The organism is Salegentibacter salegens, from assembly GCF_900142975.1.
Lineage (GTDB): Bacteria > Bacteroidota > Bacteroidia > Flavobacteriales > Flavobacteriaceae > Salegentibacter > Salegentibacter salegens.
Window position 1 is genome coordinate 776,233 of the sequence record NZ_LT670848.1, and the last position, 22,198, is coordinate 798,430.

At 35.7% G+C, this 22,198-nt stretch carries 23 protein-coding genes; 15 read left to right on the top strand and 8 right to left on the bottom strand.

The window, feature by feature from the left end:
- Position 1 precedes the first annotated feature (1 nt).
- Together B5488_RS03430 and B5488_RS03435 are read right to left on the bottom strand one after the other, a co-directional pair.
- Positions 2–376 (bottom strand): DNA topoisomerase IV, encoded by a 375-nt coding sequence (locus B5488_RS03430; RefSeq protein ID WP_079733990.1) that lies wholly within the window; start codon positions 374–376, stop codon positions 2–4.
- Positions 377–425: 49 nt separating this feature from the next.
- Positions 426–836: a helix-turn-helix domain-containing protein gene (locus B5488_RS03435; RefSeq protein ID WP_079733991.1), complete on the bottom strand. Its 411-nt coding sequence runs from the start codon at positions 834–836 to the stop codon at positions 426–428.
- Between the two features lie 278 nt (positions 837–1,114).
- On the opposite strand from B5488_RS03435, the gene B5488_RS03440 reads away from it, so the two are divergent.
- From B5488_RS03440 to B5488_RS03465, 6 genes are all read left to right on the top strand, one after another.
- Positions 1,115–2,278, top strand: a complete 1,164-nt coding sequence (locus tag B5488_RS03440; RefSeq protein ID WP_079733992.1) for a M14 family zinc carboxypeptidase — start codon at positions 1,115–1,117, stop codon at positions 2,276–2,278.
- Positions 2,279–2,352: 74 nt separating this feature from the next.
- The gene (locus B5488_RS03445; protein ID WP_037314044.1) at positions 2,353–2,832 is read left to right on the top strand and encodes an Lrp/AsnC family transcriptional regulator; all 480 of its coding nucleotides are present in this window, start codon (positions 2,353–2,355) and stop codon (positions 2,830–2,832) included.
- A gap of 95 nt (positions 2,833–2,927) precedes the next feature.
- Entirely contained in the window at positions 2,928–5,501 is a 2,574-nt protein-coding gene (locus B5488_RS03450) for a phosphoenolpyruvate carboxylase (RefSeq protein ID WP_079736515.1), read from the top strand.
- Position 5,502: 1 nt separating this feature from the next.
- Positions 5,503–6,027 carry a DinB family protein gene (locus B5488_RS03455; RefSeq protein WP_079736516.1) on the top strand — a complete coding sequence of 175 codons (525 nt, stop codon included), beginning with the start codon at positions 5,503–5,505 and terminating at the stop codon, positions 6,025–6,027.
- A complete protein-coding gene (locus B5488_RS03460; RefSeq protein WP_079733993.1) occupies positions 6,024–7,034 on the top strand; it encodes a YihY/virulence factor BrkB family protein in 1,011 nt (336 codons plus the stop codon). The genes B5488_RS03455 and B5488_RS03460 overlap by 4 nt, the downstream gene beginning before the upstream one ends.
- A 130-nt stretch (positions 7,035–7,164) precedes the next feature.
- Complete coding sequence (locus B5488_RS03465) at positions 7,165–7,713, top strand: type 1 glutamine amidotransferase domain-containing protein (RefSeq protein ID WP_079733994.1); 549 nt, start codon at positions 7,165–7,167, stop codon at positions 7,711–7,713.
- Positions 7,714–7,900: 187 nt separating this feature from the next.
- Here B5488_RS03465 and B5488_RS03470 read toward each other — a convergent pair whose 3' ends face one another.
- Positions 7,901–9,190: a dipeptidase gene (locus tag B5488_RS03470; protein WP_079736517.1), complete on the bottom strand. Its 1,290-nt coding sequence runs from the start codon at positions 9,188–9,190 to the stop codon at positions 7,901–7,903.
- A gap of 139 nt (positions 9,191–9,329) precedes the next feature.
- Between B5488_RS03470 and B5488_RS03475 the strand changes: the two genes are divergently transcribed.
- Genes B5488_RS03475 through B5488_RS03485 form a run of 3 tightly spaced genes read left to right on the top strand, consistent with a single transcriptional unit; the run spans position 9,330 to position 12,682 of the window.
- Positions 9,330–10,781 carry a RimK family protein gene (locus B5488_RS03475; protein WP_079733995.1) on the top strand — a complete coding sequence of 484 codons (1,452 nt, stop codon included), beginning with the start codon at positions 9,330–9,332 and terminating at the stop codon, positions 10,779–10,781.
- Positions 10,782–10,784: 3 nt separating this feature from the next.
- Complete coding sequence (locus B5488_RS03480) at positions 10,785–12,005, top strand: carboxylate-amine ligase (protein WP_079733996.1); 1,221 nt, start codon at positions 10,785–10,787, stop codon at positions 12,003–12,005.
- The gene (locus B5488_RS03485) at positions 12,002–12,682 is read left to right on the top strand and encodes an N-formylglutamate amidohydrolase (RefSeq protein ID WP_079733997.1); all 681 of its coding nucleotides are present in this window, start codon (positions 12,002–12,004) and stop codon (positions 12,680–12,682) included. Before B5488_RS03480 ends, B5488_RS03485 begins: the two co-directional genes overlap by 4 nt.
- A gap of 165 nt (positions 12,683–12,847) precedes the next feature.
- On the opposite strand, the gene B5488_RS03490 is transcribed toward B5488_RS03485, so the two are convergent.
- On the bottom strand, positions 12,848–13,261 hold the full coding sequence (locus tag B5488_RS03490; protein ID WP_079733998.1) for an OsmC family protein: 414 nt from the start codon (positions 13,259–13,261) through the stop codon (positions 12,848–12,850).
- A gap of 150 nt (positions 13,262–13,411) precedes the next feature.
- Positions 13,412–13,843, bottom strand: coding sequence for an FKBP-type peptidyl-prolyl cis-trans isomerase (locus B5488_RS03495; protein WP_079712447.1), 432 nt, complete (start codon positions 13,841–13,843; stop codon positions 13,412–13,414).
- Positions 13,844–14,126: 283 nt separating this feature from the next.
- Here B5488_RS03495 and B5488_RS03500 point away from each other — a divergent pair, with 283 nt between their 5' ends.
- From B5488_RS03500 to B5488_RS03510, 3 genes are read left to right on the top strand one after another with little or no spacing between them, the layout of a single operon-like run.
- Positions 14,127–15,593, top strand: coding sequence for a Gfo/Idh/MocA family protein (locus B5488_RS03500; RefSeq protein ID WP_079733999.1), 1,467 nt, complete (start codon positions 14,127–14,129; stop codon positions 15,591–15,593).
- 23 nt (positions 15,594–15,616) lie between these two features.
- Positions 15,617–16,063, top strand: a complete 447-nt coding sequence (locus tag B5488_RS03505; protein WP_079734000.1) for a 3D domain-containing protein — start codon at positions 15,617–15,619, stop codon at positions 16,061–16,063.
- A 6-nt stretch (positions 16,064–16,069) separates the two neighbouring features.
- A complete protein-coding gene (locus B5488_RS03510; RefSeq protein ID WP_079734001.1) occupies positions 16,070–17,140 on the top strand; it encodes a transporter substrate-binding domain-containing protein in 1,071 nt (356 codons plus the stop codon).
- Here the strand turns inward: B5488_RS03510 and B5488_RS18260 are convergent, their stop codons facing one another.
- Complete coding sequence (locus B5488_RS18260) at positions 17,141–17,272, bottom strand: hypothetical protein (protein ID WP_257787182.1); 132 nt, start codon at positions 17,270–17,272, stop codon at positions 17,141–17,143. It lies immediately after the preceding gene.
- A 152-nt stretch (positions 17,273–17,424) separates the two neighbouring features.
- Here B5488_RS18260 and B5488_RS03515 point away from each other — a divergent pair, with 152 nt between their 5' ends.
- Both B5488_RS03515 and B5488_RS17970 read left to right on the top strand, forming a co-directional pair.
- The gene (locus B5488_RS03515) at positions 17,425–18,303 is read left to right on the top strand and encodes an NHL repeat-containing protein (protein ID WP_079734002.1); all 879 of its coding nucleotides are present in this window, start codon (positions 17,425–17,427) and stop codon (positions 18,301–18,303) included.
- A 61-nt stretch (positions 18,304–18,364) separates the two neighbouring features.
- The gene (locus B5488_RS17970; RefSeq protein ID WP_170065278.1) at positions 18,365–18,511 is read left to right on the top strand and encodes a hypothetical protein; all 147 of its coding nucleotides are present in this window, start codon (positions 18,365–18,367) and stop codon (positions 18,509–18,511) included.
- Between the two features lie 122 nt (positions 18,512–18,633).
- Here B5488_RS17970 and B5488_RS03520 read toward each other — a convergent pair whose 3' ends face one another.
- Positions 18,634–19,278: a hypothetical protein gene (locus B5488_RS03520; RefSeq protein WP_079734003.1), complete on the bottom strand. Its 645-nt coding sequence runs from the start codon at positions 19,276–19,278 to the stop codon at positions 18,634–18,636.
- Between the two features lie 167 nt (positions 19,279–19,445).
- On the opposite strand from B5488_RS03520, the gene B5488_RS03525 reads away from it, so the two are divergent.
- On the top strand, positions 19,446–20,783 hold the full coding sequence (locus B5488_RS03525) for an aspartate kinase (RefSeq protein ID WP_079734004.1): 1,338 nt from the start codon (positions 19,446–19,448) through the stop codon (positions 20,781–20,783).
- Between the two features lie 148 nt (positions 20,784–20,931).
- Here the strand turns inward: B5488_RS03525 and B5488_RS03530 are convergent, their stop codons facing one another.
- Complete coding sequence (locus tag B5488_RS03530) at positions 20,932–22,176, bottom strand: glycosyltransferase family 4 protein (protein ID WP_079734005.1); 1,245 nt, start codon at positions 22,174–22,176, stop codon at positions 20,932–20,934.
- Positions 22,177–22,198: the final 22 nt, after the last annotated feature.

Genomic DNA, 22,198 nt, shown 5'->3' on the forward strand with positions numbered 1-22,198 from the left:
CTTATTTAACGCGTTCTACCGATCCGCGTTGTTTTTTATCCTGGCCAACAATCCCATATTCAAAGGTATAACCATTCTTATTCGTGGTTAAAATCTTCATATGAATGGGTTTTTCTTCGGCCATACTCTTTGGATTTATATTTTTAAGGATATACTCGCAGTCATTGATCCATCTAACGCTAGATGTATCAGATTTCCCCTGGAATTTATCAATTTCTATAGAATCTTTCCTTATAAAGGTAGAAGTGGCTAATTCGCCGTTTAAATAGGTTTTATATTCAAAAGTACCGGTTTTATAGTCGGTACAATTTCTTTCCGGCTCGAAACAGCTTGTAAAAATAAAAAGGAGGCTAAATACTGCTAAAAGCTTCTTCATAATGGCAATTTATTTTGAATTGCAAAATAAACCTATTTTCCCCGGACTGTCAATTTTCAAAGGCCTCAAAAGTGCCATCTTCATAAAAAATAACAATTTTCCTAATCGGTTTGCTTTTTCCCTGCTGGGAGAAAGCAAATGGCATTTCCTTTTTCTCCGGGCTGCTTTCTGTTGGTAACGGTGGAGGGCTAGAAATTTCCTGTTTTGCTACGGGTGGAGGTGTAGGTTTTTCTGATGGAGGAAAACTTCCTTTTCCATTTAATAGCCAATACAATTCTACTTCAGGAAAAGACTTTACAACTTTCATCACAAAATCTAAACTCGGCTTATTTCTACCGGACAAAATATGGGAAATTGAAGAGCGTCCCACTTCAATTTTATCGGCAAAACCTGCAGCCGATAACTCATAAAATTCAAGGATTTTATGCAAGCGTTTAGAGAAGTCTTCAGTGTTTACCATTGTGAATTAGTTAGCGCATAATTGCTATTTACAAATGTAATCAAACCGGGAATATCCTGCAAATCACAAATGTAATTAAGATAAATACCCCGAATAAACACTTTATATAAACTTATTTAAAATACTAAAAGTAAATATATTAACTTTTAAAATTAATTCAATAGGATATATTCCATGCGACAGGCAACCTGGGATTAAAAAGAGTTTACACTTGTAAATACCAAAAGTAAATTCAGCTGTTTACAATTGTGAAATTTGTATTGTTTACTTTTGTAAACATGGAAGAAACAGCATTATTTACAAAACTTTTTAAAGACTACAATTCATTTAAAAACTCAGGGATTTCCGGGAGGCATATTCGGCAAACTGATATTCAAAATTTGCTGGAGGATCTGGAAGAAGAATTCATTGTAAAAAAAATTGGAGAATCGGTTTTGGGAAAACCTATTCATACTATTCAGTTTGGTAATGGGCCGATTAAAATTCTTGCCTGGTCTCAAATGCACGGAAATGAATCTACCACCACCAAAGCGGTTTTTGATCTGCTTAATTATATCACAAAATATAAAGATAAAACGTTGGTTAAATCCTTTTTAGAGAATTGCAGTTTCTGTATTATTCCTATGCTAAATCCCGATGGAGCCGAGGCTTATACCCGCGTAAATGCTAATAAGGTAGATCTTAACCGTGATGCGCAAGCGTTAAGTCAGCCAGAAAGCAGGATTTTGCGTAAGGAATTTGAGATTTTTCATCCCGATTTTTGTCTAAACCTTCACGACCAACGTACTATTTTTAGTGCCGGTAATAAACCGAATTCTGCTGTTTTATCGTTTTTAACGCCTTCCATGGATAAAGAAAGGAATATCTTCCCTTCCCGAATTCAGAGTATGCAACTTATCGCTAAAATAACCCAGGATCTTTCTGAGTTATTGCCAGGTAGAATAGGGAGGTATGATGATGGTTTTAATATTAATTGTACGGGAGATACTTTTCAAAGTACACAAACGCCTACTGTCCTTTTTGAAGCCGGGCATTTTCCTGGAGATTACCAGCGAGAAGAAACCAGGAAATATGTGTTTTTAGCTTTAATTTCAGTTTTAAAAGCAATCAGTGATAATAGTTTTGAAGAAATAGATTATCGGGATTATCAAAAAATCCCAGAAAATGAAAAATTATTTAATGACGTTATTTTAAGGGAGGCTCAAACCAAAAATGAAGTTGTAGATATTGCTATACAATATAAAGAAGGGGTGAAAGATGGAAAATTGCAATTTTTTCCGGAAATAGAAGAAATTGCACCTAAAATTAACAAGTTCGCACATAAAGAAATCTATTGTGAGAATAAAAAAATTGAAATTAATGGTGAATCTAAGCTCACCGAAAACGTTATAGTTAATAAAATCGCCCTAAATGGGGTAGAATTGCCTCTTAAATGTGAATAATTCTCAAAAACCTTAGCAATTATTCAAGGATTTTGTATTAATTTTGAATTTCATATAAATAAAGAAATTTAAAAATGGCCAAGTTTAAATTAGACGAAACAGATCACCAGATTCTCGATATGTTAATTGAGAATACCAGGACTCCATTTACCGATATCGCGAAGAAACTCTTAATATCGGCGGGAACCGTACATGTAAGGGTTAAAAAAATGGAAGAAGCAGGAATTATTAAAGGTTCTTCTTTAACTCTTGATTATAAGAAACTAGGTTATGCGTTTATTGCTTACGTAGGTGTATTTCTAAAAAATACTTCACAAACCAAATTCGTGCTGGAACGCATTAACGAAATCCCTTTTGTTACTGTTGCTCACGTTACTACAGGTAAATTTAATGTGTTTTGTAAAATTAGAGCGCGTAATACACAACACGCTAAGGAAGTAATCTTTCAATTAGATGATATTGAAGGAGTTTACAGAACAGAAACTATGATTTCTTTAGAAGAGAGCTTAAATGACAAAAAACGTTTAATGCACTCTATTTTTCAGGATATGTAAATAAGCCTAAACTTATTATAAAAACCCTTTAGGCTTCTGTGTTTAAAGGGTTTTTTTATAACTTTAAATTTAATCTTAATCAACTAAAATTAATTATGCACAGAGAACCAAAGCTAGAGCGTTTTAACGAAAGCGTACTTTCAAAATATCAGGTTTATAACAGTATATTTTTAACGCTGCCTTTTGACGATATTAGTAAAACAGGATCCCTGCTGCCTCTTTTTCAGGAAATTTGTGAAGCGGGCTTTAAGGATAACAAAAATCCTTCAGAGATTATTGAGAGCTTCTTCAGTAAATACCAGGATGATCCTTCAGAAGAAAATCAAATCAGTTTACTTTTCAGGTTTATTCAGTATATAGAAAGACAGGTAGTGCTTTTTGATGCTATAGAAGATGCATCTTTTCCTATAGTAAATAATATGGATGGCCGGGGAACCCTTAGAAATGTAAAAGAGGAAGCCGAAGCTAAAGAGAAAACACCAGAGTTACGCGAGTATCTAAAGCGTTTTAACGTAAGGCCAACTTTAACCGCCCACCCAACGCAGTTTTATCCGGGAGCCGTTTTAGGAATTATCACCGATTTGGATAAGGCTATTCAAAAGAATGACATTACGCTTATTAAAAAATTGCTGGCTCAACTTGGGAAAACCCCGTTTTTCAAAAAAGAGAAACCAACCCCTTACGATGAAGCCGTAAGTTTAATCTGGTATTTTGAAAATGTTTTTTACCAAAGCGTAAGTAAGATTTATAATTATATTCAACAAAATATTTTTGATGGCGAAGATATTGGCAACCAGGTAATCAACTTAGGATTCTGGCCAGGGGGAGACCGTGATGGAAACCCGTTTGTAACTACTGAAATTACGTTGAAAGTAGCGCAAAGGTTAAGAAGCACTATTTTGATGAATTACTATCGCGACATTAGAAAACTTAAAAGAAGAGTAACTTTTAGCGAGGTAGATGCAATTATCGCTGAAATGGAAACTCCGCTTTATCAAAGTGCGATTTCTAAAACAGGAAAGATTAAAATGTCACTTGAAGACTTTAAGTCTAAACTACACCAGATTAAGGATATAGTAGAAGAAAAGCACCAGGGCTTATTTGTTGAAGAGATTGATGATCTTATCAATAAAGTAAATATTTTTGGATATCATTTTGCAACCTTAGATATTCGCCAGGATTCCGGAAAACACGACGAGGTGTTGAAAGAAATTATAAAAACCCAGCCCGATTTATTACCTAAAGACTATGCTTCACTTTCTAACGAAGAACAAATAGAAGCGCTCACAAAAGTTGAGGGGAATATAGATCCTGAAACTTATGAAGACGGTATCACCAAATCTACGCTTTCCTCTATATATGCAATGCAGAAAATACAGGAGAAAAATGGCGAAAATGGTGCTAATAGGTATATAATTAGTCATAGTGAAGTACCGCAAAGTATTTTGGAACCATTTGCATTTTTAAAAATGTGTGGATGGAACAAACCAACGGTAGATATTATACCTCTTTTTGAAACGGTGCCCGATTTAAAAGCTTCTCCAGATGTAATGGAGACTTTATATAATAATCCTGTTTACCGTGAACATTTAAAAAGAAGAGGTGACAAGCAAACAATAATGCTTGGTTTTAGTGACGGTACTAAAGATGGTGGTTATTTAATGGCTAACTGGAGTATTTATAAAGCCAAGGAAATGCTTACCGAAGTTTCCAGGAGGTATAACATAAAAGTTGTATTCTTTGATGGTAGAGGAGGACCACCGGCTCGTGGAGGAGGAAAAACCCACCAATTCTATGCATCTTTAGGTTCCGGAATTGAAAATGAAGAAATCCAGTTAACTGTACAGGGGCAAACCATTAGTTCTAATTTTGGAACTCGTGATTCTTGTAGGTATAACCTGGAGCAATTGCTTAGTTCTGGGGTTTCTAACGAGATATTTAGCAAAGGAAAAAATCAGTTAACCGATGAGGATCGAGAAACAATGACGCGACTGGCTGAAATTAGCTATGAAACTTATACTAACTTTAAGCAGCACGAAAAGTTTATCCCGTATTTGGAAAAAATGAGTACTTTAAAATATTACTCAAAAACCAATATTGGTAGTAGACCATCTAAAAGAAATAAAGATGCTAAGCTCAATTTAAACGATCTTAGGGCAATTCCATTTGTTGGAAGTTGGAGCCAGCTAAAGCAAAATGTGCCAGGATTTTTTGGAGTGGGTACCGCTTTAGAGAAGTTTGAGCAAGCTGGTGAATTTGATAAAGTTCAACAGCTTTATAACAATTCTGTTTTCTTTAAAACTTTATTAGAGAATTCTATGATGAGCCTTACCAAATCTTTCTTCGCGCTAACCGCTTATATGGAGCAGGATAAGGAATTTGGTGAATTCTGGAAGATAATTTATGCAGAATATAAACGTAGCCACGCCATGCTTTTAAAAGTAACCGGATATGATCAACTTATGGAAAATCAGCCGGCAGGAAGAGCATCAATTCAGGCACGTGAGCGAATTGTTTTACCATTGTTAACCATTCAGCAGCACGCGCTTAGAAAAGTTCAGGAACTTCAGGAACAGGGTCATAGTGCCGAGAAAATGCTTGAAGTTTACGAAAAAATGGTAACGCGTTCCCTTTATGGGAATATTAACGCAAGTAGAAATTCTGCTTAAAATGATAGCAAAAAACCTAAATTCTAACGAGTACAATGCGTACTACGATAGATATTTACAGAAAATCCCCGGCAATTTAGAGCTGGGGATTTTACTTCTGGAAAACAGGGAAGAGTTCCTTGGCTTATTAGATAAAATGAAACCAGAGGACCTTAGTTACAGTTATGCTGAAGGTAAATGGACTATAGCTGAAGTAATTCAGCATATTATAGATGTAGAACGTATTTTTCAATATAGATCACTTACCCTCGCAAGAGAACCAGGAATTAAATTACCCGGCTTTGATCACGAGGCCTATGTTCCTGCCAGTACTGCTAAAAACCGAAGTTTAAAAAGTCTTAAAAAGGAGTTCAAGGCAGTAAGGAATGCAGGGATTACCCTTTATCAGAGTTTTTCTAAAGAAATGTTAGAAAGCCAGGGATTTGTGAGTGGAAGTTCTACGAGTTGCAGGGCTTTAGGCTTTATAACCGCCGGGCATACCAAACATCATATTGAAATTTTTAAAGAGAAGTATCATATTATATGAATTTCTTTAAAACCACCTGGTCACTCTTTAAGCAAGCTTATATAAGCTGGAATAGGAACGAACCCTATGCGCGTAGTGCTACTATAGCTTACTATGCTTTGTTTTCTTTACCTTCTTTATTAATAATTGTTGTGACCATTGCAGGTTATTTTTTTGAACAGAAAGCCGTGCAGGGAAGGCTGACTTCTGAAATTAGTGGTTTTGTAGGGCAGGAGCCTGCAGATGCTATAGAAAATATGATTGCCAGTGCCGCCCTGGCTACAGAGTCTACCTGGGCCATTATATTTGGGATAGGAATGTTGCTTTTTGGTGCTACCGGAGTGTTTTTTCAGCTTAAAATGGCAATGAATAATATTTGGAATGTAGCAGCTAAACAAACAAATTTCCTAAGAATTTTATTAGATCGACTTATTTCTTTCGGAATGGTAATGGTAATAGGTCTTTTACTTTTGCTCTCTCTGGTTATTTCGGCATTGATTCGTATTTTAAAGGATGAAATTGAGCAATATGCTCCCAATGTAACAGAATTTATGGTTGATGTCGCAAATTTCGGTATCTCATTTCTTGTTATAACTACTTTGTTTGCCGCTATATTTAAGTTACTTCCTGATATTAAATTACGCTGGAGAATCACTTATGTGGGAGCCGGGCTTACCACCGTTTTATTTCTGGTTGGGGAAGCCTTAATTAGTTTTTACTTCGGTAAAAGTGAACCGGCATCGGTATACGGCGGGGCTTCTTCGGTAGTACTAATTCTACTTTGGGTTTATTATACCTGTCTAATTTTATTTTTTGGTGCCGAATTTACCGTGCAATACGCCCTGCTTAAGAATGAACGAGTAGTGCCCAATAAATATGGAGAACCGGCAATTTACCAGGAACTGGAGAAATTGCAACAAAAGCGTACCCAATTAGAAGAAGAAAAGGAAATTATAGATACGCTTAAAAATAATATGAATTGGGAGAAAAACCGGGAGAAAGATCAAAAGACGAAGAATAAGAAATAGTCTCATTTTAAATAGTTTTAAGAGAATTAATAAAGTTTAACTTTAAACAGCTTTTCTTTTATAAAGACCTTAGCACACTCTCCCTTAAACATATTTTATCTTTGAATGAACCAAAAAAGAAGATGAAATTATGGAAAAGAGAATAGCAATTTTAGCTACAAACGGATTCGAAAAGAGTGAATTGTTTTCACCAAAAGAGGCCCTGGAAAATGAAGGCTTTAAAGTAGATATTATTAGCCTGGAAAAAGGCAAAATTAAGGGCTGGGAAGGAACTGACTGGTCTGGAGAAATAGAAGTTGATCGCACCGTAAAAGAGGTAAGCGCTAAAGAATATAACGCTTTAGTACTTCCCGGTGGAGTGATTAACCCAGATCAATTGAGAAGAAACGAAGATGTTCTTGTATTTGTACGTGACTTCTTTAAGCAAAGTAAGCCTGTAGGCGCTATATGCCACGCAGCCTGGACTTTAATTAATGCTGAAGTTGTAGAAGGTAGAACAATGACTTCTTTTAACTCTATCAAAAAAGACCTGGAAAACGCAGGAGCACTTTGGGTAGATAAAGAAGTAGTTGTAGATGAAGCTTTCGTTACTTCAAGAAATCCTGACGATCTACCGGCATTTAATGCTAAAATGATCGAGGAAATTAAAGAAGGTAAACACGATTTACAACATGCATAATTGTCTTTTGAACTAAAGATATTAGAAATTAAAAGAGGTTGTCTGAAAATATTAGTTTCGTCAAGCTGAACTCGTTTCAGTTTCTAACATGTTTTGATTATCAACATTTTAGATCCTGAAATAAATTCAGGATGACGATTTTAAAACTTTTCAGGCAACCTCTTTAATATTATAATTTGACAGTCTTTTAGGCTTTTTGAAGTTCTGCGGCTACCGCATCAACTTCATCCATTACTCTTAGTAAATTTTCTCCCCAAAGTTTCGCAATTTCGGCTTCGGTATAACCGCGTTTTACCAATTCTATAGTAATATTTAAAGTTTCTGAAGCATCCTGCCAGCCGTCAATACCGCCGCCGCCATCAAAATCTGAACTTATGCCCACGTGTTCAATTCCTATAAGATCTATCATATAATCTATATGGTCTACAAAATCTGAAACTCCTACGGGTTCAATTTCTTCTTTTAGTAATTCAACTTCAGGAGCAGCCGCTGAACGTACTTTTTGAAAATCGGCATAATAAGCATTTCTATCTTCGTTGCTTAAAGCCCTTACAGAATCACGAGGTAAAACCTCTAAACTCATTTCTTCAGCTTTTTTCTCATAAACTTTAGAGCTAGCCTCATTAAAAGCCTGGGTTTTTTGAGTATTTACATAAGCACTAAACGCAACGGTTTGAACAACCCCGCCGTGTTCTTTAAAAAGCAGTAAAAGCTCATCATCTAAATTTCGACTATGGTTGCAAAGTTCGCGAGCAGAGGAGTGGGAGGCGATAAGCGGCGCTTTAGAAAGCTCAAACATTTGTTTAATGGCTTCTTTAGAAGGGTGTGAAACATCTATCATCATTCCCAGGCGGTTCATTTCAGTAATCACTTCTTTTCCTATATCACTAAGTCCGTTATGCAGCCATTCGTCATTTTCTTCACCGGTGTTAGAATCGCTCAACTGGCTATGGCCCTGATGCGCAAGTGACATATACCTGGCGCCTAGATTATAAAATTTTTCAACATTCTTAATATCCTTTCCGATAGAATATCCGTTTTCAACCCCAATCATTGCTACTTTTTTATCTTCAGAAATTAATTTTCTTACTTCTTCAGAATTTGTAGCTAATCCTATTTTATTTGGAGCAAAATCTTCTACCAGTTTATGGATCGCATCAAATTTGCTCATCGCATTTCCATATGCATTTTTAAATCCTTCATCGGTAAGTTCATCCTGGCCGGTATACACAATAAACCATGCAACATCAAGTCCGCCGGCTTCCATTTTTGGTAGTGTTACCTGATTTTCCAGGTCCATTGTATAATTTCTTTCTTCAGTGAAATTATTGATATTAATATCAGCGTGAGTATCTATGGTAATTACGTTTTCGTGAATTTCTTTTGCTTTTTCAAGTAAAGCTTCATCGCTGTTTTGTTGGGCCAGTACAAGATTTCCCGTAAAAATTAGCGCAAGGCTAAGAAGATTTAATTTCATATATATTGTATTTCTTTTTATTGAAGCCCTGAAATTACTAATAAAAATTAAAGAAATAAATTGATTCACTTATTTTGATAAATTTCATTAAAAACATATTCAATTTTCTCCTACATTTGGTAGAATTTTCAACTGCTCAATGAATAAATATATAATAGTAAACCACCCTGAAAAGTGGAAGTTAAAACTGGCTAATGTAGAGATAATTTCAGCGCAATCTTATCTCACCAATCCTGGGTTTGCTAAGATTAAAAACGCGAGAATTTTTAACCTTTGCAAAGATTATTCTTATCAATCCAAAGGTTACTACGTGTCGCTTTTAGCTGAAGCTCGTGGCCATTTGGCAATTCCAACCGTAAAAAATATTGTTGATTTAAGGGAGCCGAAACTGGTGAAAATAGTTTCGGAAGAATTTGACGATTTAATGCAAACCAGCCTGAAAAGTATAAAATCTCAGGAATTTACCCTTAGCATCTATTTTGGGCAAAACGTAGCCCAGAAATATAAAGATTTGAGCGCGATGTTTCACCGGCATTTTCAGATTCCTTTTTTGCGTATAAAATTCAATTATACCACTAAATGGAATATAAAAAGTATTAAAGCTATTTCTGAAGCCGAAATACCGGAAGATCATATAGAAAGTATGTATGAGTTTGCAGCGCAATATTTTGCCAAAAAACGTTACGACACGCCGCGTACCAATACTGCAGAATTTGACCTAGCAATTTTAGTTCAGCCCGATGATCCCGCACCGCCAAGTAATGCCAAAGCATTAAAGAAATTTGTAGAAGTTGCTGAAAAAATGGATTTCTATGTAGAAATAGTTTCGCCAAAAGACCTATCGCGTCTATCTGCTTTTGATGCTTTGTTTATTCGGCAGAGTACCGAGGTGAATAATGAAGCTTATGCATTTGCCAGAAAAGCCCAGCAGGAAGGTATCGCAATTATAGATTATCCCGATGCAATTTTAAAATGTTGCAATAAGGTGTATATGGCCGAGGCTTTGGAAAATGCTAATATTCCTACTCCTAAAACGGTGATTATCCATAAAGAAAATATTGATAAGGTTTTAGAAATCACCGGGCTGCCGGTAGTTTTAAAATCTCCAGATTCTACTTTTTCCTTCGGAGTAAAGAAAGCTACCACACCGGCTGAATACCAGGAATTGGTAACAATGATGCTTAAAAAATCTGAATTGGTGATCGCCCAGGAATTTTTACCTTCAGAATATGATTGGCGAATAGGAATACTGGATAATAAACCCTTTTATGCTTGCCGCTATTATATGGCGAAAGGTCACTGGCAAATCTATAACTGGGATGCCAAAGAGAAAGACGACCAGGATGGAAATGCCGATTGTTTACCTATTGAAAAGGTGCCAAAAAAAATACTGGAAGTTGCTTTAAAATCGGCTAAATTAATGGGGAAGGGACTTTACGGTATTGATGTTAAAGAAGTAGGAGGAAAGGCCCTGGTAATTGAAATTAATGATAACCCGAACATCGATTTTGGAGTGGAAGATGCCTATTATGGCGAGCAGGTGTACGTAGAAATTTTAGCGGCTTTAAAAAACCGACTGGTAAAGAAATAGTTTATGAAATATCATCTTTTTGAAGTTTTTGGAATTGAATTGGAATATATGCTTGTTGAGTCTTCCAGTTTTAAGGTGAATCCAATTGTAGACCAACTTTTTATTAGCAAAAATGGAGAAATAACCTCAGATATAGAAAATGGAGAAATTGAATGGAGCAATGAGCTGGTTGCGCACGTCGTAGAACTAAAAACCAATGGACCAACTGGAGATGTAGAACATCTAGACCTTCTTTTTGCTGAAAATATTAAGGAAGTAAATAAATTATTGAAAGAAAAAAATAGCCGTCTTTTACCTTCGGCTGCACATCCCTTAATGAAGCCTGAAACTGAAACTGAGCTATGGAAACACAGTTCCAGTAAGATTTACGCGCTTTATAGCCGCATTTTTGATTGCAGCGGACACGGCTGGAGCAATGTGCAAAGTATGCACATTAACCTTCCGTTTTTTGATGATGTTGAGTTTGAAAAATTACACGCAGCAATACGCTTGCTTTTGCCTATTATTCCTGCTTTAAGTGCGAGTTCTCCTATTTTTGAAGGAAAAGACACCGGTTTTAAAGATGCCAGAATGCATGTTTATAAAACCAACCAAAAGGAAATTCCGGAGATGACGGGAAAAGTTATTCCAGAACAGGTTTTTTCTAAAGACGATTATTACAAAACCATTTTCGAACCGATTAACAAGGAAATAAAACCTCACGATACCGAAAATATCCTGGACCATCATTTTTTAAATTCCAGGGGAGCTATTGCAAGATTTGACCGAAATGCTATTGAAATTCGCGTGATAGACGTTCAGGAATGTCCAAAAGCCGATATGGCAATCGCTATTTTTATCATTGAATGTTTAAAATTGCTGGTTAGTGAAGATTTAATTTCTATTGATGACCAGAAAAAATGGCACGAGAATGAACTTTTTGAGATTTTTGATGCCGTGATTAAAGATGCTGAAAATACCAGAATCACCAACAAAAAATACCTGAAAATCTTCGGACTTTCACAAACAATAGAAATTAAAGAGATCTGGCGAATTTTATTTTCAAAAGTAAAAAGGAATATTGCACCAAAACATCAGGAAAGTATTAAGTTCTTATTGAATAACGGAAGTCTTTCTACCCGAATTTTAAAGGCGCTAAATGATGATTTTTCTGAACAAAATATTAAAAAAACCTATTTTAGGTTAGCCGATTGTCTTGAAGAAAATAAATTTTTTAAACCTTGAAACTGGTTTTAACCTGCGAACACGCTTTTAATAGAATTCCGAAGGAATACAATGACTTATTTTTAAATGCTGAAGATACGCTGAACTCACATCGAGGTTATGACCCTGGTGCTTTGGATTTGTTTAAAGAATTAAAAGTGTTAGCCGATTTTAAAGAATTTCAACAAACTGGGAGGCTTTTGGTTGAAGTAAATAGATCTAAAGGGCATCCCAACTTATTCTCTGAGTTTACCGGAAAAATATCCCTTCAGGAGAAAACAGAAATTTTAGAAAACTATTATTTTCCTTACCGAAACTCTATTGAAAAAGCTATTTCAGCATTTATTAGAGAAGGGGAGAAAGTGTTGCATTTTTCGGTACATACTTTTACACCAGAATTAAATGGTATAATAAGAAATACAGAAATTGGATTGCTGTACGACCCTGCAAGACCGAGGGAAAAAGAATTCAGTAAAAAATTTAAGCAGAATTTAAAGAATCAAAATCCTGAATTGAAAATCAGGTTTAATTATCCATATTTGGGTAGAGCAGATGGTTTTACTACTTACCTACGTAAGAAATTCCCGGACAATTATATTGGCATTGAGCTGGAAGTAAACCAAAAATTTGTGCATAATAATAAAATGGATTCAGTTTTTAAGAAACAGCTATTTACAGCTTTAAAAGCTTCTTATTAAAAAAAGGCTGTTTAAAAAGATCCGGTTTCGTCAAGCTGAATTTATTTCAGCTTCTAACAAGTTTTAATTTTATACTTTCTTAGATTCTGAAATAAATTCAGAATGACGATTTAAAAACTTTTTAAGCAGCCTCTTGTAGCTATAATCCTAATTTTTCAATTTAATCTATTGAATCAATTCAGACTCTAAAGTGATTTGGGTATTTAGTAATTTTGAAATTGGGCAATTTTCTTTAGCGTCTTTGGCAACTTTTTCGAATTGTGCTTTATCAATTCCTTTTACTTTTGCCTTTAAAATTAAATGCGATTTTTTCACAGCGCCATCTTCAAAAGTAATTTCAGATTTAGTTTCTAACTCATCGGGTGCAAAACCTTCTTCAGTAAGATTAGCCGAGAGTTGCATGGTAAAACAACCGGCATGTGCGGCACCTATAAGTTCTTCGGGGTTGGTGCCAATTCCGTCTTCAAACCTTGTTTTAAAAGAATATTGCGATTCTTTTAAAACGCCACTTTGCGTGCTTACCGTTCCTTTTCCTTCCTTAAGGTTGCCTTTCCAAACTGCGCTTCCATTTCTTATCATAATAATATTTTTTGTTGATTTTCTCTAAGATAAAAATCATTATGACCAACCTAAAATTATTATCAAAACATTAACCCCAATTTATTAGTATAAAAAAGAAAAGCCCGAAACCATTAGGCTTCGGGCTTTTAAATATAAGTTAAAAAGAACTTATTTGATCTCTACTACTTCAAGATCAAATACCAGATCTTTTCCTGCAAGTGGGTGATTTCCATCTACCACAATCGTTTCGTCTTTTACATCTTTAACCACAAGGTTCATTTCCTGCCCATCAGGACTTTTAGAAACAAGCCCCATTCCTACTTCCGGCTTAATTTCTTCAGGAAGTTGGCTTTTTTCAACTTCTTGCACAAGCTCTTCTCTTGGCTCCCCGTAAGCTTCTTCTTTAGGAATATTTATGGTTTTCTTCTCGTTCACTTTCATATCGATAAGGCCTTTCTCAAAACCAGGGATAAGCTGTCCTTGTCCCATAGTAAATTCTATAGGCTCACCTCTTTCTACAGAGCTGTCAAAAACCTGCCCGTCAGCTAGTTTACCTGTGTAATGTACCTTTACCGTGTCATTTGCTTTTACTTGACTCATAATGTTGTTTTTCAAAATTATAATGGGCTTTATTAAAAATATGCCCTTTAAAGAGTGCAAAGGTACAGTTATAAAATCCGCTTCCAAATTATGACACCTTTAATCCTGTAATCTTTTAAAAATCTTAACATTTAAAATTAAGGTTTCATCTGAAATCCTACACTCTGAAAGACAGGTGCTTAATATTTAAATTGGAATTCCCGGAATAAGTAAATACATTTATTAACTCAAAATTTAGAAAAATTTTAATAAGCTTAACCACTTAACTTAAATCCTGAAACAAATGAAAAAAGATGAAACCTCTAAATCTAATTCCAGAAGAAGTTTTTTAAAGACAACTGCGTTAGCCACCGCAGGAATTAGCATTATTCCCAGGCACGTAATGGGAGGCGCCGGTTTTTTAGCCCCGAGTGATAAATTAGTGATTGCGGGAATTGGAGTAGGAGGAAAAGGTGAAAGTGATATTAATAGCTTTTATCAATCAGGTAAAGCCGATATTGGTTTTTTATGCGATGTTGATAAGAAAAGAGCTGCAAATTCTGTAGCACGTTTCCCAAAAGCTAAATTCTATACCGATTACCGGGAAATGTTAGAAAAGGAAGCCAAAAATATAGATGCGGTTTCTATTTCAACACCAGACCATGGTCACGCTGTGCAGGCCTTAGCCGCTATGGAACTCGGGAAACCGGTATATGTTCAAAAACCGCTTACCCACGATATTTACGAAGCCAGGCAATTAACTGAAGCTGCAGAAAAATATAAAGTGGTTACCCAAATGGGAAACCAGGGAGCTTCTGGTGATGGCGTAAGAAAAATGCGCGAGTGGTATGATGCCGATCTTATAGGAAAAGTACATACCGTTTATGTGTGGACAGATAGACCGGTTTGGCCGCAGGGAATTCCGTGGCCAAAAGGAAAAACAACCGCAGTGCCTGAAGGTTTAGACTGGGATTTATGGTTAAATACCGCTCCTAAGAGAGAATATATAGAAGGTTTGGTTCCGTTTAACTGGCGTGGCTGGTGGGATTATGGTACCGGTGCACTTGGCGATATGGGTTGCCATTTAATTGAAGCGCCATACCGTGTTTTAGGCCTGGGCCATCCAAAAGATGTGCAGTGTAGCGTTGGAAGTGTGTATGTAGATGAATTTAAAAGAGGTTATTTCCCCGAAAGTTGCCCACCTTCAAGTCATGCGGTAATGACGTTCCCTAAAACCGACAAAACCAATAAAGATGTAACCTTGCATTGGATGGACGGTGGGATTAAACCAAAGAGACCGGAAGAACTTGGCCCAAATGAAACTTTTGGTGATGGTGGCAACGGCGTATTATTTATTGGCGATAAAGGAAAAATGATGTGTGGTACTTACGGTAGAAATCCACGTTTATTGCCAACTTCAAAAACCGATGAAGTAAATGTTGCTGAGAAATATGATCGCGTTCCCGGTGGGGAAGAAGGCCATTATGCACAATGGGTAGAAGGCGCAATTGCCGGCTACGGAAAAAAAGAACTGAGTTCTCCTTTTGAAATTGCAGGGCCACTAACTGAAACTTTATTAATTGCCAATTTAGCCATTAGAGGGTATGATGTTAGAAATGAAAAGAAACGTGATAATGGAGATACCTATTTTGAATATCCCGGGCGTGATATAAAAATGCTTTGGAACTCAGAAGAAATGCGCGTTACTAATTTTGATGAAGCCAATCAATTTGTGCGTAGAGACTATCGCGATGGCTGGAAGTTGAGTTAATCTAAGAATTTAAAATAATAAGTATGAAAGCCGGGATAATAGTTTTTTTAATAGTTATTTATTTCGGCTTTTTAGCTTGTAATTTTAATAATAAAGAGTCGGAGCCGACAACCGTTTGGGATACACTGGAAGTTACCGCTTCAGCCTATAATTCCCTTAGCTGGCAAACCGGTGCCGGTGGTGCAAATATAACTGCCTGGGGAGATACTTTAAAACCCGGTTTAAGAGCAATCGCAGTTTCCAGGGATTTAATCAAAAAAGGGTTAGAGCATAATACGCAGGTTAAAATTGAAGGTTTTGACAGCGTTTTTCTTGTAAAAGATAAAATGCATTACCGCTGGAAAAACAAAATTGACATCTACATGGACGAGGATGTACAAAAAGCCAGGGAATTTGGTCGTAAAAAATTAAAGATCTATTATGAGGTTCCAATAGATTCAATTTCAAAGAATAAAAACACAAAAGAATAATTCTTAATGATTAAAAAATACTTTTTTCTATTTAGCCTATTAATTTCAAGTTTCAGTTTTAATGCGCAACAGGCTCCAGATAGCCTGGATTTCTCAAAAACACTCGTAATTGGTGTTACCCCAACACCTCCTTTTGTGATGAAGGAAAATGGGGAATACGCCGGACTTAGCATTGAGGCCTGGGAATTGGTAAATGAAGAGCTAGAATTTAATTATAAGTTTAAAGAATATGCTTCCCTGGGCGATTTATTAAACGCTATAGAAAACAACGAAGTAGATTTTAGTATTAATCCGGTTACGGTTACCGATAACCGAATGGAGCGAATGGATTTTTCCCAGCCTTATTTTATATCGCATACCGGTGTAGCCAAAAGAAGTGAATCTCAGGTTTTTAGTTATTTAGCCAACTTATTTAGCTGGAATTTTATTTCAGCAATACTTATTTTATTAGCGGTAATTTTCATTTTTGGCTTTCTGGTTTGGATCTTTGAGCGTAAAAAGAATGCCGAAGAGTTTGGTGGCGGTTCCCGCGGAATTCTCGAAGGTTTTTGGTGGAGCGCCGTTACTATGACAACGGTGGGTTATGGAGATAAATCGCCCAGAACTACCGGCGGGCGTATAATTGGCTTAATCTGGATGTTTATGGCTATAATTATTATTTCCAGTTTAACAGCCGGAATTGCTTCATCTCTAACCGTTCAAACTATGAACGATGAAATTACAGGTGTACAGGATCTCTCTAATTTTGAAGTTACAACTGTAAGAAGCAGCAGTGCCCAGGAATTATTAAATCTCTACAATATTCAGCATACCGAAGTTATGAGCGAAAAAGAGGGAATGGAGCTTTTAAAAAATAAAGAAACGAAGCTTTTTGTTTACGATGAGCCCATTTTACGCTATGAATTAAAAAGAAGCGGATTGGAAGATGATATTGAAGTCCTCCCAAAAACCCTAAAAAAAGATTATTACGGGTATAGCTTTCCAAAGAATTCGGTATTATTAAATAAGATAGATCCTATTCTCATTGGAGTTATGAAAACAATGGAATGGAACACTATTATGGCCGAATATGAATAATTATCCGAGGCCAAGGTAACCAAGGATTATCCAAAGGATTATAAATACCACGATAATTCCTATACATCCGCAACCGCCACCAAGTTTTTTGGCGCCCCAACCAGCGAGAATAGCCCTAATGATATTTTTCATAATTAACAGTTTATAGGTTAAGTCAGGACTAATTTAGCTGAAAACAAATTTCAAAGTTTAGAATTAGCAAATATTTAGGAGCATATCAGTACAAAGCCTTAAAAATTGAAATTTTCTATTTTGTATCTTTATAAAAACTAACAAAGAATATTATGAAGCTACATAGAATAAAACTCGTTTTTTTATGCCTATTTATTTGCAGTGGCGTTTATGCCCAAAGTACTTCTGCTACTTTAATAAAAAAAGTAGATGGATTTAGCCATCCCGAATCAGTGGTTTTTAATGACGATAAAAATGAATATTATATCTCGAATATGGCCGATGAAATAGCCGGAGACGGATTTATTTCCCGGGTTTCTGCTGAAGGAGAAATTATTGAGCTAAAATGGATAGATGGTTTAAAAGATCCAAAAGGTTTGCTGGTAAAAGATGGTAAAGTTTATGTTACCAATAATACTGAAGTGATTGAAATTAGTATTGAAAATTCAGAAATAACAAAGCGTATAGAAGTTGAAGGTGCCAAATCCTTAAATGATATTACCGCAGACGCTGCAGGAAATATTTTTATTTCAGATTCAGGCAAAAGTGCTATTTATTTAATACCCAACGATACTCCAAATATGTTGATGGTTCCTGAAAATGAAGATGGCGATATTATTGAATATTTGAACACTACAAGGTTGGAATATGTAAACGGTCTTTATGCTCACAAAGATTATCTTTACGCTGCTGCCTGGGGAGAAAATACGAACGGAAATTTCCTAAAAATTGATATGGATACCCGCGAGATCGAAAAAGTATCTAAAAAAGGAATTGGCAATTTAGACGGCGTTCAACCAGTTGGTGATGATGCCTTTTATATTTCAGATTGGGCTACTGGTACAATTTATCTTATTGAGAAAGACGGGGAACTTAAAGAAGTATTAACTTCAGAAAAAAGCTCTGGGGATATTTTATTTGATGCTGAAAAAAATCAATTGGTTTTACCTATGAATTTTCAAAACTCGGTTTGGTGGTACCAACTTCAATAATTTAAGAATACCTTATCATTGTTAAATTCAAGAAATACTAATTTTGAAGAAAAACTAACCAATGGAACTTAAGAAAGACGACGAAGAAAAAGATTATATTTTAAAGGATAATAAGAAAACTAATTTCGGAATCGGTTTTATTATTGCCATTTTATTTATTCTCATTGCAGCGGTAGTAATTTCTGGATTCTATTTTGAATTTTGGTAATGGGATATAACCAACCGTATAACTAAAGATTTTTATCTATAAAATTTGGAACGGGGTAAACCACCGGTTTCTTCAGCAAAGCTGAATTCATTCCCCTCCTTTGAAAGGAGGGGAGCTTTTATCTACTTTTTTATCTCATTAATCAACAAAAACGCCTGATTCACGTACTCTTTTTCTAAGAAAAGCGCAAAATAGTTTGAGGTAGAAATCATTTCAAAAATTGGAATTCCTTCGTAGGCAAGGAGTTTAAAAAGATAAAAATACAAACCTACAAACTGCGAACTATTTTTAGGCAGGGCAATGGTTATTGAAGAAAGTTCTTCTTTAATAGAAACCCTTCTCTCGTTTCTAAAGCAATCTTCAACCAGATTAGTAAGGCTGGAAGAAACCAAAATATTACTCTCCTGGTAATTACTCGAATAATTAAGGTAAACCCCGGTTTGGTCTTTTACCGCATCCAGCAATCTCGCTTTATTCGCAATAATAGTATTGGAATTTAAAAAGGTATATTCTGTAATTCCAGATCGCACAACAATATCACCAAGCTCGCGTAAATGTTGCATATTAATTTTGGTTCTACGGGGTGCATAACGCCTTAAGGCCATAATTATTGAGCCTTGTTTCACCGGTTTCCGCATTTCCTTTTCTACCTGTGGCTGTATGTCTTCTGCCAGTCCGCTAAAATTTACAATATCCCGGGCAATTGCATCATCCAAAAAAGGTTGGTGTCTAATTATATCGTGAACACAGGTAGTAATCGTCTTCATTGTTAAATATTGTACATTTTGTGCAAATGTATATAAATTGATAGATATTTTTTGTTGCAGGAAGCTTTAATTCTAATTATGCATCAAATTATTTCAGTTAGTAAAACCGGAATAACAAAAAGAATATTTCAAATTAAAAATCTCACATAGTGAGTAAATATTTAGCAATGAAAGTATTAAAGTTTGGTGGTACTTCAGTAGGATCTGTAGAAAGCATTAGGAATGTTAAGAACATATTAGCTTCAAGAGAAGGAAAGAAAGTTCTTGTACTTTCGGCAATGGCCGGGGTGACTAATAAACTGGTAGAAATTACCGAAAATATTAAGCTTGGAGATCATTCAGCTATTAATTCTATTATTGCTGAATTAAAACAAAAGCACGAATCTACTATAGATGAACTTATAGACAAACCTGGGTTGAATTCTTATGCCAAAGCTTTTGTGAACAATGTGCTTGAAGGTTTACAGGAAATTAGCCGCAATAAATATTCTGAAAAGGTTTACGCTGAAGTTGTGACCACCGGTGAGACTATGCTTACCTATATTTTCTCTACTTTTCTTACCAATTCAGGAATTCAAAATAACTTCCTGGATGCCAAAGATTTTATGCAGGTTTCAAACCTGGAAAACCCTGATACAGATTTAGTTGGTAAATTATTTCAGCAGAATATAGAAAACCTGGAACCCACTGATATTTACATTACCCAGGGTTTTGTAAGAATTAATGCGCAAAATAATATTAGCACCTTAAAACGAGGTGGAAGCGATTACAGCGCAACAATACTTGCCGCAGCAGTTCAGGCTGATGAAGTTCAAATTTGGACTGATATTGATGGATTTCATAATAACGATCCTCGTTACGTTGAAAATACCCACGCAATTGCCGAATTGAGTTTTGAGGAAGCTGCCGAGCTCGCTTATTTTGGCGCAAAAATTTTGCACCCGCAAACGATCTCTCCGGTTATAAAAAGACAGATTCCATTATTTCTAAAAAATACGTTTACTCCCGATCTCCCCGGAACTAAAATTTCAGCTGAAATTCATTCCCGCGGACTTAAAGCAATTTCAGCAAAAGATGGAATAACTGCCATTAAAATTAAATCGAACCGAATGTTAATGGCGCACGGTTTCCTTAAAAAGATTTTTGAAGTTTTTGATAAATACGAGACCGCAATAGATATGATTACCACTTCAGAAATTGCCATTTCCCTAACCATTGACGACGATAGGAATTTAGATGTAATTCTGGAAGAATTAAACGCTTACGGCGAGATAACAGTAGAGAAAGATCACAGTATTATTTGTATTGTTGGCGAGGGACTTATTGAAGATAAAAGCACGAGCCGCTTATTCGAATTATTAAATGATATTCCTGTGAGAATGATTTCTTATGGCGGAAGCGATAACAATATTTCTTTACTCGTAGATACCAAAAATAAGATACAAACCCTGCAGGGTTTAAACCATAAATTGTTTGAGGAGCAACAAGTACCTCAATTTGTTTGATTTCTGTTTGTGAACAGGAAACTGTTCCTTTTGTGTAGTGGAACCGCCGGTAGGCTAACCGGCGGTTTTTTTGTTTTAGACTTAGCTAATTATGTTTACTCGATAATAGAGAATTAAATCTTCCGGGACTTGTGCCTTTTATAAAATTTTATCTTTTTTCCTTTTCTTCAATAAATTTAGCCATAAAATAAGTACTTCTATGTTGATGATGCTGAAGCATTTTCCCTATAAAATTCTTTTGCCTGTAGGTAGCTATATTTTGAATGAGGTTTAATAATCTTTCTGAAAGTTTATGCTGAAATGCCTCTTTATTAAATCTTGAATTAATTATTCTAAAACCATTTTCTGCCGAATTTTCCCAAAGATTTTCTTCAGAATATAACTGTACGGCTTTTTGGGCAAAATCTTTCGGCTGGTTTGTTATAAAGCCATTCCAATCAAGCGCTCCGGCAATTCCTTCGGCTCCAATAGCTGTAGTTATCGAAGGCGTTCCACATTGCATTGCCTGTATGAGCTTTCCTTTTAAACCGGCGCCAAATTGTATGGGTGCGAGACAGACTTTAGCGTTTTTCATTACTATTTCAGCATTTTCGGCACGGCCCTGTACGATAAAACCTTCTTTTTCGTTGTGAAGGTTCCAGATTTTTTGCGAAGGATAAGACCCGTAAATGTTGAGCTTAGCATCTGGAAGTTCCTGTCTAATTAAAGGCCAGATTTTTTCTTTTAAATATAAAACCGCATTCCAGTTGGGTTCGTGTAAGAAATTACCAATGCTTATAAAGTCTTTTCGGTTTTTAAATGCTGGCAGACTTAACTTTTCTTCTTCGGAAATTGGTTCGAGCAGAAAAGGCAGATAATGCAAAAGGTTTTGAGGTATATTAAATTCCTTCTGAAGTAATTTCATTTCAACTTCAGAAATTATTAAGCTCAGGTCGCAGCGATAAATACTCGCGATTTCCCTTTTGGTGATATCGGCATCAAAATAAATTTCTTCTGCGGGAATATTTTTTTTAAAAGCTTCTATGCGTGTTTTTCGTAGAAAATGAAGATCTTCAGTATCTAATATTTTCACCGCTTCAGGGCAAATTTCATCTACTCTCCAGCCAAATTGCTCTTCAGTCATAAACCGATCAAAAAGCACTAAATCTGGGGAGATTCTTTTCAGCATTTCATCAAAAGAAGGATGGTTCATTTTTATCACTTCCGAAGTGATATTCATCTTTTCTAAATCTACAGCAAATTCGCTACGAGCTGAGGTAGTTACAAAGGTGATTTTATAATTTTCAGCGAGAAAAAATTGGAGTAATTGCAGCATTCGGCTACCGGCGGCAGAAGAATTAGGTTCGGGCCACACACAGCCAATTACAAGTAGGCGACTTTTGGGTAAGCTCATGAGAAATTCACAGAAAAATTAA

What these genes read in the sequence shown, in the direction of transcription:
- B5488_RS03430 (WP_079733990.1), bottom strand. Translation starts at nt 376, where the DNA reads ATGAAGAAGCTTTTAGCAGTATTTAGCCTCCTTTTTATTTTTACAAGC.
- B5488_RS03495 (WP_079712447.1), bottom strand. Translation starts at nt 13,843, where the DNA reads ATGAGTCAAGTAAAAGCAAATGACACGGTAAAGGTACATTACACAGGT.
- B5488_RS03435 (WP_079733991.1), bottom strand. Translation starts at nt 836, where the DNA reads ATGGTAAACACTGAAGACTTCTCTAAACGCTTGCATAAAATCCTTGAA.
- B5488_RS17970 (WP_170065278.1), top strand. Translation starts at nt 18,365, where the DNA reads ATGGAACTTAAGAAAGACGACGAAGAAAAAGATTATATTTTAAAGGAT.
- B5488_RS03465 (WP_079733994.1), top strand. Translation starts at nt 7,165, where the DNA reads ATGGAAAAGAGAATAGCAATTTTAGCTACAAACGGATTCGAAAAGAGT.
- B5488_RS03525 (WP_079734004.1), top strand. Translation starts at nt 19,446, where the DNA reads ATGAAAGTATTAAAGTTTGGTGGTACTTCAGTAGGATCTGTAGAAAGC.
- B5488_RS03515 (WP_079734002.1), top strand. Translation starts at nt 17,425, where the DNA reads ATGAAGCTACATAGAATAAAACTCGTTTTTTTATGCCTATTTATTTGC.
- B5488_RS03480 (WP_079733996.1), top strand. Translation starts at nt 10,785, where the DNA reads ATGAAATATCATCTTTTTGAAGTTTTTGGAATTGAATTGGAATATATG.
- B5488_RS03460 (WP_079733993.1), top strand. Translation starts at nt 6,024, where the DNA reads ATGAATTTCTTTAAAACCACCTGGTCACTCTTTAAGCAAGCTTATATA.
- B5488_RS03505 (WP_079734000.1), top strand. Translation starts at nt 15,617, where the DNA reads ATGAAAGCCGGGATAATAGTTTTTTTAATAGTTATTTATTTCGGCTTT.
- B5488_RS03475 (WP_079733995.1), top strand. Translation starts at nt 9,330, where the DNA reads ATGAATAAATATATAATAGTAAACCACCCTGAAAAGTGGAAGTTAAAA.
- B5488_RS03500 (WP_079733999.1), top strand. Translation starts at nt 14,127, where the DNA reads ATGAAAAAAGATGAAACCTCTAAATCTAATTCCAGAAGAAGTTTTTTA.
- B5488_RS03450 (WP_079736515.1), top strand. Translation starts at nt 2,928, where the DNA reads ATGCACAGAGAACCAAAGCTAGAGCGTTTTAACGAAAGCGTACTTTCA.
- B5488_RS03520 (WP_079734003.1), bottom strand. Translation starts at nt 19,278, where the DNA reads ATGAAGACGATTACTACCTGTGTTCACGATATAATTAGACACCAACCT.
- B5488_RS03530 (WP_079734005.1), bottom strand. Translation starts at nt 22,176, where the DNA reads ATGAGCTTACCCAAAAGTCGCCTACTTGTAATTGGCTGTGTGTGGCCC.
- B5488_RS03470 (WP_079736517.1), bottom strand. Translation starts at nt 9,190, where the DNA reads ATGAAATTAAATCTTCTTAGCCTTGCGCTAATTTTTACGGGAAATCTT.
- B5488_RS03490 (WP_079733998.1), bottom strand. Translation starts at nt 13,261, where the DNA reads ATGATAAGAAATGGAAGCGCAGTTTGGAAAGGCAACCTTAAGGAAGGA.
- B5488_RS03455 (WP_079736516.1), top strand. Translation starts at nt 5,503, where the DNA reads ATGATAGCAAAAAACCTAAATTCTAACGAGTACAATGCGTACTACGAT.
- B5488_RS03440 (WP_079733992.1), top strand. Translation starts at nt 1,115, where the DNA reads ATGGAAGAAACAGCATTATTTACAAAACTTTTTAAAGACTACAATTCA.
- B5488_RS03510 (WP_079734001.1), top strand. Translation starts at nt 16,070, where the DNA reads ATGATTAAAAAATACTTTTTTCTATTTAGCCTATTAATTTCAAGTTTC.
- B5488_RS18260 (WP_257787182.1), bottom strand. Translation starts at nt 17,272, where the DNA reads ATGAAAAATATCATTAGGGCTATTCTCGCTGGTTGGGGCGCCAAAAAA.
- B5488_RS03445 (WP_037314044.1), top strand. Translation starts at nt 2,353, where the DNA reads ATGGCCAAGTTTAAATTAGACGAAACAGATCACCAGATTCTCGATATG.